Source organism: Thioalkalivibrio sp. (assembly GCF_007692535.1).
Lineage (GTDB): Bacteria > Pseudomonadota > Gammaproteobacteria > Ectothiorhodospirales > Ectothiorhodospiraceae > Thioalkalivibrio.
In genome coordinates this window covers 1-6,892 of record NZ_REBW01000249.1, presented here as the reverse complement: position 1 = coordinate 6,892, position 6,892 = coordinate 1, and the positions used below count along the sequence as shown (strand labels likewise).

Below are 6,892 nucleotides of genomic sequence, written 5' to 3'. Positions count from 1 at the left end.
TCAGGGTCGCGACCCGTCAGTGGCAGTGGGCGGCCCTATGACGCCAGCCGGCTACACCGAGAGCACCACGACTATCCAATCGATTGCGGCCGTCCATCCCGCAAATCTCGCAGATTGAAAAAACGCCGGGGACAACCGGGGACACCGGGGACCGCGTTGTCCCGTCTAGGTTTCGGGACAGCCCGGCGACCGGGGACACACCGGGGACCCCCGGGGACAACCCGTGTCCGGGGTTTAAAAAAGAGCACCGCCAAGTGTTTCCGACTCAGACCGGCGAAGGCTTTCTCTACACACCATCGGCTAGCCGCTGCGGACCACACAGTCCGACACCCTGGAGAGTTGGTGGCAAGGGCTCAGCAGACTTTGCGACAGCAATGCCTAGCGGACCCTCGTCATGGCCGCGGCCTTCGCGCCGCCGTTTCAGTCTGAGATGGCGGCAAGTTTATGCACCTCTGGCGTGCCATCACCAACGGACTAGTGGCCCTCGCACAGCAACACAACGAGGGGCTGCGCGCCTACTGGGACCAACTGATCCGCGACGCCGACACCGAGCCGGCAGAACACGGCTCCAACAAACTCGGCCGGCGTGCGGCGACCCTGTGGCTGCTTAATCACCCGCCATGAGATCCGCTCAACTTACCGTCGGCGGAACGTCCGACCGGTCGGACAACCTTGTGTTGAGATGTACGGAACAATCGACGAAATCATGCCATACAGAACTGTCTTGGCCCGATGTGTTCCGTACCGGTTCCGTACAGGCTGGGAGAGATTCATTAAGTGCTTGAAAAGATGGCGTCCCCACGGGGATTCGAACCCCGGTCGCCGCCGTGAAAGGGCGGTGTCCTAGGCCTCTAGACGATGGGGACGCAGAGGCAGCGTCTTTACTGCGGTGCTACTCGTTTACTACGGTGCTACTCGGGCGGACCTTTCGGCTCGGACCCACTGCCGGGGCTGTGCAGAAGGGTCGTTACAACTCCATTAAAAACAAGCAGGAACCCGATGGGTACCATGGCGATCAGGGGCTTGGCCCAGGCATCGCCACCAGCAAACATCAGCCCGAAGCCACCGACAAGGCCGATGGCACAGAGCACGAGGCCCAGGTACAGGGAAATCATCCCGAACTTGTGCATAGTCCTCTCGCACTTCACCTTATGGTGGAGCCAGGCGGGATCGAACCGCCGACCTCCTGCATGCCATGCAGGCGCTCTCCCAGCTGAGCTATGGCCCCGAAAGGCGAGCGCGCAATGTACCCACGGGGCCGAAACCTGTCAAGCGGCTTCGGCGGAAATCTTGGCCTGCGCCCGTTCGATCCTAGCGATGGCCCGATCCCGCCCGACCAGCGCGAGCGTTTCGTCGATCGCCGGTGAGGCGGTACTGCCGGTGATCGCCACGCGCAGCGGTTGAGCCACCTTGCCCATCTTCAGATCGAGAAGCTCGGCAGTGCGCAACACGACCTGGTGCACGGCCTCCTTCTCCCAGGCTCCGAGGGCCCTGAAACCGTCGTGCAGCGCCTGCAGCACGGGCAGAGTCTCTTTGGTCAGATTCTTGCGAAACGCCTTTTCGTCGTAGTCGGAGAACTCGCGATAGAAATACGCGCTTGCCTCCGCCATCTCGCGCAGGGTCCGGCAGCGATCGCGCTGCGCAAGGACGACCTGGCACGGTTCAGGACCCGTCGAGGGATCGATCCCGATCTGGCCAAAATGCCAGCTCAACTCGCGCGCCACCCGGTCCGGGTCCAGGGTCTTGATGTAGTGCTGGTTCAGCCACAGCAGCTTGTCCGGGTTGATCGCCGAGGCAGATTGGTTGACGTCGCCGATGTCGAACAGCCGCACCAGCTCGTCGAGACTGAAGATCTCCTGGTCGCCATGGGACCAGCCGAGGCGCACCAGGTAATTCAGCAAGGCCTCGGGAAGGAACCCCTCGTCCCGATACTGCATCACCGATACCGCTCCGTGGCGCTTGGACAGCTTGGTGCCATCGGGACCAAGAATCATCGGCAGGTGGCCGTAGCGTGGCGGCTCCGCACCCAGCGCCCGCAGGATGTTGATCTGGCGCGGGGTGTTGTTGAGATGGTCGTCGCCGCGGATCACGTGGGTGATGCCCATGTCCATGTCGTCCACGACCACGGTCAGATTGTAGGTCGGTGTGCCGTCGGAGCGGGCGATGATCAGGTCATCCAGCTCGCTGTTCTGAACGGCCACCTTGCCACGAACCATATCGTCCACGATGGTCACGCCCTCGTCGGGCGTGCGGAAGCGCACCACCGGCAGCACGCCGTCCCGGGGCTCAGTGCGGTGACGGCAGCGGCCGTCATAGCGCGGCTTCTCCTTTTGCTCCATCTGTGCCGAGCGCATGGACTCCAGTTCTTCGCGGGTGCAATAGCAGTGATAGGCATCCCCGGAGACAAGGAGCTGCTGGATCACCTCGCGGTACCGGGGAAAATGTTCGGTCTGGTAGAAGGGTCCGCGGTCGTAGGACAAGCCCAGCCAGTTCATGCCCTCGAGGATCGCGTTTACCGACTCCGCGGTGCTCCGTTCCAGGTCGGTGTCCTCGATACGCAGCACGAATTCGCCGCCGTGATGCCGTGCGTAAAGCCACGAGAACAAGGCGGTCCGGGCGCCGCCGATGTGCAGGTAGCCGGTGGGACTCGGGGCGAAACGGGTGCAGATGGTCATGAGCGGCTCGCAGTGACAGAGGTAACCGAGGCCGCGTAGGTTAGCAAAGTCCCCTCGCAACAACAGCCTGACCGGTAGGGCGGAAGAGGCCGAAGGCGGTCATCCGCCATCCGGGCGCCCGGTGCCTGCCGCATCCACGTTTCGGCTTCCGACCCGCGCTGCACGGTGAATGACGCTTCGCCCTTCCACCCTACGGGGGTCTGCACCTTTCCAGCCCACTCGTTGAATGACGGCGGGCAACCGCCTTTCCGGCGCCAGCTTTAGCTTGCCAGCCACAACCCGAGGGAGTAATGTCCGCACTCTGCCCATGGAAAAGGGCGCGAAACCTGCCGGCTGCATGCCGGTATCAATGACCTTGCAGGTGTTCCGCCCCGGTACTGCCAGGCGCGGAATGAAACGGGAAGCAGGTGAGAAACCTGCGCTGCCCCCGCAACGGTGAGAGGAAGTCCCGGGACGTCGCACGTCCGGGGATTCGACGGAACACATGCCACTGCGCCGCAGGCGTGGGAAGGCGTCCCGCCGCATCGAAGCCTTCTTCGATGTTCCTGAAGCCCGGAGACCGGCCTGTCGGGTTACAACCAGACTGCGGTGGGCCGTCTGGCGGATTCCGGCCGGCGCGATCGCCTGCCGCGGTTCGCTATGCTCTGCCCGCCTCGGCCACTCCTTGGCTTGCGGAGGGCAACCATGCGGCATTTCAGTACTCTTCAACGTCTCGGGACCTCGAGTCTTTTTCTCCTACCCGCGCTGGCGGCCGCTGCCGTCGATGCCGGTGACCGCCTTGACCCCATCGTGGTCACGGCAACGCGCGCCCCGCAAACCGTCGACGAAGCCCTGTCCTCGGTCACCGTGATCGAACGCGAGGAGATCGAACGCCTGCAACCCCAGCAGTTCACCGATCTGCTGCGCGGACGCGCCGGGATCGGCGTGGCCGACAACGGACCCTTCGGCAAGCTCTCGAGTGTCTTCATGCGTGGCAGCAACTCTGGGCACACCCTGCTGCTGGTCGACGGCGTGCGCATGGGTTCGGCGACCACCGGATCGGCCAGTTGGCAGTACCTGCCACCTTCCGAAATCGAGCGCATCGAGATCGTGCGCGGGCCCCGCACCAGCATCTATGGGTCGGATGCGATCGGCGGCGTGATCCAGATCTTCACCCGCAAGGGCCTCGAGGGACCGCCGCGCGTGAATGCCTTCGTGGGCGGTGGCAGCTTCAACACGCGTGAGTTCGGTGCGGGCGTGGCCGGCGGCACGCGGGATACCCGCTACAGCGTCTCGGCCAGCCGCTTCGATACCGATGGTATCGACGTGCTCACCGGCGTCGGGGACGACGACCGCGACGGCTACGACAACACGTCCCTGTCCGGCTCGCTGTCGCATCGGCTGGATAACGGCGTCGAGCTCTTTGGCAACCTCCTGTACTCCCGGGGGACGACCGAATTCGACGCGGACGAAACCGATCCCGCCACCTTTGCCGTGGTGGGCCCGTACTCGCCGGCCGAGAACGATTATGTGCATTCCGCCCTGCGCGGCGGTGTACGCGGTTTCGTGACCCCGCGTTGGCAGAGCCAACTGGCCATCGCCCAGTCCCGGGACGAACTGGATTCCTTCGAGGGCGGCACCCTCGCGGATCGGGTCACGTATTTCGACACCCGCCGAGACCTGATCGACTGGCAGAACACGGTCCGCGTGCACGCGGATTGGTCCTGGGTGGCGGGCGTCGATGCCTATGAAGACCACGTCGATGCCAGCACGGCGTTCGCCGAGGACTCCCGCTACAACGTCGGGGTCTATTCCGTCCTCCAGGGCGCGCTGGGGCATAACGATCTGGAGGCGAGCCTGCGCCTCGACGACAACGAGCAGTTTGGCAGCAAGACCACCGGACAACTGGGCTGGGGACGGCGACTCTCCGACGCGTGGCGGGTGCGCGCATCGGCCGGAACGGCCTTCAATGCGCCGAGCTTCAACGACCTTTACTTCCCGGGGTTCAGCAATCCGGATCTGGACCCGGAGGAGTCGCGCAGCGTCGAGGTGGGCGCACGCTACGCCAGCGGCGCCTGGTTCCTGGATGCCGCGCTGTTCCAAACCGAGATCGACGACCTGATTGCCTTCGACATGACGACCTTCTCCCCGCAGAACATCAACGAGGCACGGATTCGGGGTCTGGAGGTGGAGGTCGGCTATCAGGCGGGGGACTGGTCGAGCCGCACCAGCCTCACCGCCCTCGAGGCCGAGGATCGGGCAACCGGCAACGAGTTGCCGCGACGTTCGCCCTTCAGCGCGCGGGTGGACGTGGATCGCGTGCTTGGCGCCTGGTCGCTCGGCGGCAGCCTGCTGGGGCAGGCGCGCAGCTTCAACGACACGGCGAACGCTGACCGACTCTCGGGCTTTGCCACGCTCGATCTGCGGGCAGCCTATGCCATCGACCCGCAGTGGACCCTGGAGGCCTCGGTGCGCAACCTCTTCGACCGTGACTATGCGACGGTGCGGGACTTCACCGGTGCCGACTATAACCAGCCCGGACGTGGCGCCTTCGTGACCGTACGCTATCAGCAACAATAGGATCGCTCCGGCCCCGCTATCGGCGAGAGGGCTCGCCTCCTACGGAAAGAGAGATGTCGTAGGAGCGCCCTCCGGGCGCGAAAGAGTCTCACCACAGGCTTCCCCGCTGATCCTGTTCCGAATGATGTTCACCCGATTGGAGACCGTGCAATGGGCAACCGACTCACCCGCATCACCACCCGCACCGGGGATGACGGCAGCACCGGGCTCGCGACCGGCGCGCGGCTGCCCAAGGACTCGGCGCGCATCGAGGTCATGGGCGATGTCGATGAACTGAACAGTGTGCTCGGCATGCTGCTTGCGAATGTGCTCCCGGCGCCGCAAACGAAGTGGCTCCTGGAGATCCAGCACGACCTGTTCGATCTCGGCGCCGAGCTGGCGCTTCCCGGCGAGTCGCTGCTGCCGGCTGAGCGCGTGGCATGGCTGGAAGAACGCCTGGAGGAAATGAATGCCGGGCTGCCGCCGCTGCAGGAGTTCATCCTTCCCGGGGGAGGCCAGGCGGCCACCGTGTGTCATCTCGCGCGCGCCGTGACCCGCCGCGCGGAGCGCCACCTGGTTCACCTGGCGCGCGAGGAGGAAGTGACTGCGGCCACCCGGCAATACCTGAACCGTCTCTCGGACCTGCTGTTCGTGATGGCACGGGTGCTGGCCCGGGAGGCCGGCGATGGCGAACTGTTCTGGCGGAGCCGGCGGGTGCGGGAATCCGGATGACGGCAGGAACGGGAGAATCAGGGCCTGTGCCCGCTGGCGCGCGCCGGGCCCGGCGGTCCGTATCGTGGCCTGCGTTCGCTCTCTGGCTTTGCCTGCCCTTCGCGCAGGCTGGCGCCTTGGAACACGGCATCGCCGTGGTCGATGATCGCGGCCGCACGGTAAAACTGGCGGAGCCTGCGGAGCGCATCGTCAGCCTGACGCCCCACCTCACCGAACTCCTGTTCGCGGTTGGAGCCGGAGAGCGCATCGTCGCGACCGTCGCGCACGCCGACTTCCCGGCGGCAGCGCGGGAAATTCCTCGGATCGGCACGGCCACGCAGCTTGACCTGGAGAGGCTCCTGGCCGCGCGTCCCGATCTGGTCATCGCCTGGGACAGCGGCAGCCCCCAGGCACAACTGGAACGGCTCGAGCGCCTCGGGCTGAACGTCTATTACAGCGAACCCAGTGACTTCCAGGGCATCGCCGACGACCTGCGCCGGCTTGGGCGACTCTCGGGCAGCGAGGGTCTGGCCGAGCGGGCCGCGAAAGACTTCGAGGATGAGATCGAAGCGCTGCGTGTCCGCTATTCCGACAGCCCCCCGGTGGATGTCTTCTACCAGGTCTGGGACCAGCCGCTGATGACCGTGAACGACGCACACCTGATCGGCAAGGTCATCCACCTCTGCGGCGGACGTAACGTATTTGGAGAGCTGGAGACCCTGGTGCCACGTCCCGGCAAGGAGACGATACTGGCGGCCGACCCGGAGGCCATTGTAAGTGGCGGACCCGGCGAGGACCGGCCCGACTGGCTGCAGCCATGGCAGAAGTGGACAGACCTCACGGCGGTGCGCCGGGGCAACCTCTTCTTCATTCCGCCCTCGCTCATTCAGCGCCATACCCCGCGCATCGCCGAGGGCACCCGGATGCTCTGCGAGGCCCTTGAAACGGCACGTTCAAGGCGTCCGGAA

General features: G+C 65.1%; 6 protein-coding genes, 2 tRNA genes and 1 riboswitch. Of the genes, 4 read left to right on the top strand and 4 right to left on the bottom strand.

The genetic code is table 11. The features are described from left to right. Positions 1 to 444: 444 nt before the first annotated feature. Positions 445 to 624, top strand: coding sequence for a hypothetical protein (locus EA346_RS13995; RefSeq protein WP_296759633.1), 180 nt, complete (start codon positions 445 to 447; stop codon positions 622 to 624). Positions 625 to 790: 166 nt separating this feature from the next. Here the strand turns inward: EA346_RS13995 and EA346_RS13990 are convergent. The 4 genes from EA346_RS13990 to gltX all read right to left on the bottom strand — a co-directional run bounded on the left by EA346_RS13990 (position 791) and on the right by gltX (position 2,675). After that, positions 791 to 866, bottom strand: a tRNA-Glu gene (locus EA346_RS13990). Positions 867 to 911: 45 nt separating this feature from the next. After that, complete coding sequence (locus tag EA346_RS13985; RefSeq protein ID WP_296759632.1) at positions 912 to 1,130, bottom strand: hypothetical protein; 219 nt, start codon at positions 1,128 to 1,130, stop codon at positions 912 to 914. A 22-nt stretch (positions 1,131 to 1,152) separates the two neighbouring features. Continuing rightward, positions 1,153 to 1,228: transfer RNA gene (locus tag EA346_RS13980), tRNA-Ala, on the bottom strand. 40 nt (positions 1,229 to 1,268) lie between these two features. Then, the gene (gltX, locus tag EA346_RS13975) at positions 1,269 to 2,675 is read right to left on the bottom strand and encodes a glutamate--tRNA ligase (RefSeq protein WP_296759630.1); all 1,407 of its coding nucleotides are present in this window, start codon (positions 2,673 to 2,675) and stop codon (positions 1,269 to 1,271) included. A 342-nt stretch (positions 2,676 to 3,017) separates the two neighbouring features. Continuing rightward, a riboswitch (cobalamin riboswitch) is annotated at positions 3,018 to 3,258 on the top strand. A gap of 101 nt (positions 3,259 to 3,359) precedes the next feature. Between gltX and EA346_RS13970 the strand changes: the two genes are divergently transcribed. The 3 genes from EA346_RS13970 to EA346_RS13960 form a co-directional block, all read left to right on the top strand. Next, the gene (locus EA346_RS13970) at positions 3,360 to 5,234 is read left to right on the top strand and encodes a TonB-dependent receptor (protein ID WP_296759628.1); all 1,875 of its coding nucleotides are present in this window, start codon (positions 3,360 to 3,362) and stop codon (positions 5,232 to 5,234) included. Positions 5,235 to 5,384: 150 nt separating this feature from the next. Further along, positions 5,385 to 5,945: a cob(I)yrinic acid a,c-diamide adenosyltransferase gene (locus tag EA346_RS13965; protein WP_296759627.1), complete on the top strand. Its 561-nt coding sequence runs from the start codon at positions 5,385 to 5,387 to the stop codon at positions 5,943 to 5,945. Beyond that, a partial coding sequence (locus EA346_RS13960; RefSeq protein ID WP_296759625.1) for a cobalamin-binding protein occupies positions 5,942 to 6,892 on the top strand: 951 nt, incomplete at its 3' end. The genes EA346_RS13965 and EA346_RS13960, both read left to right, overlap by 4 nt.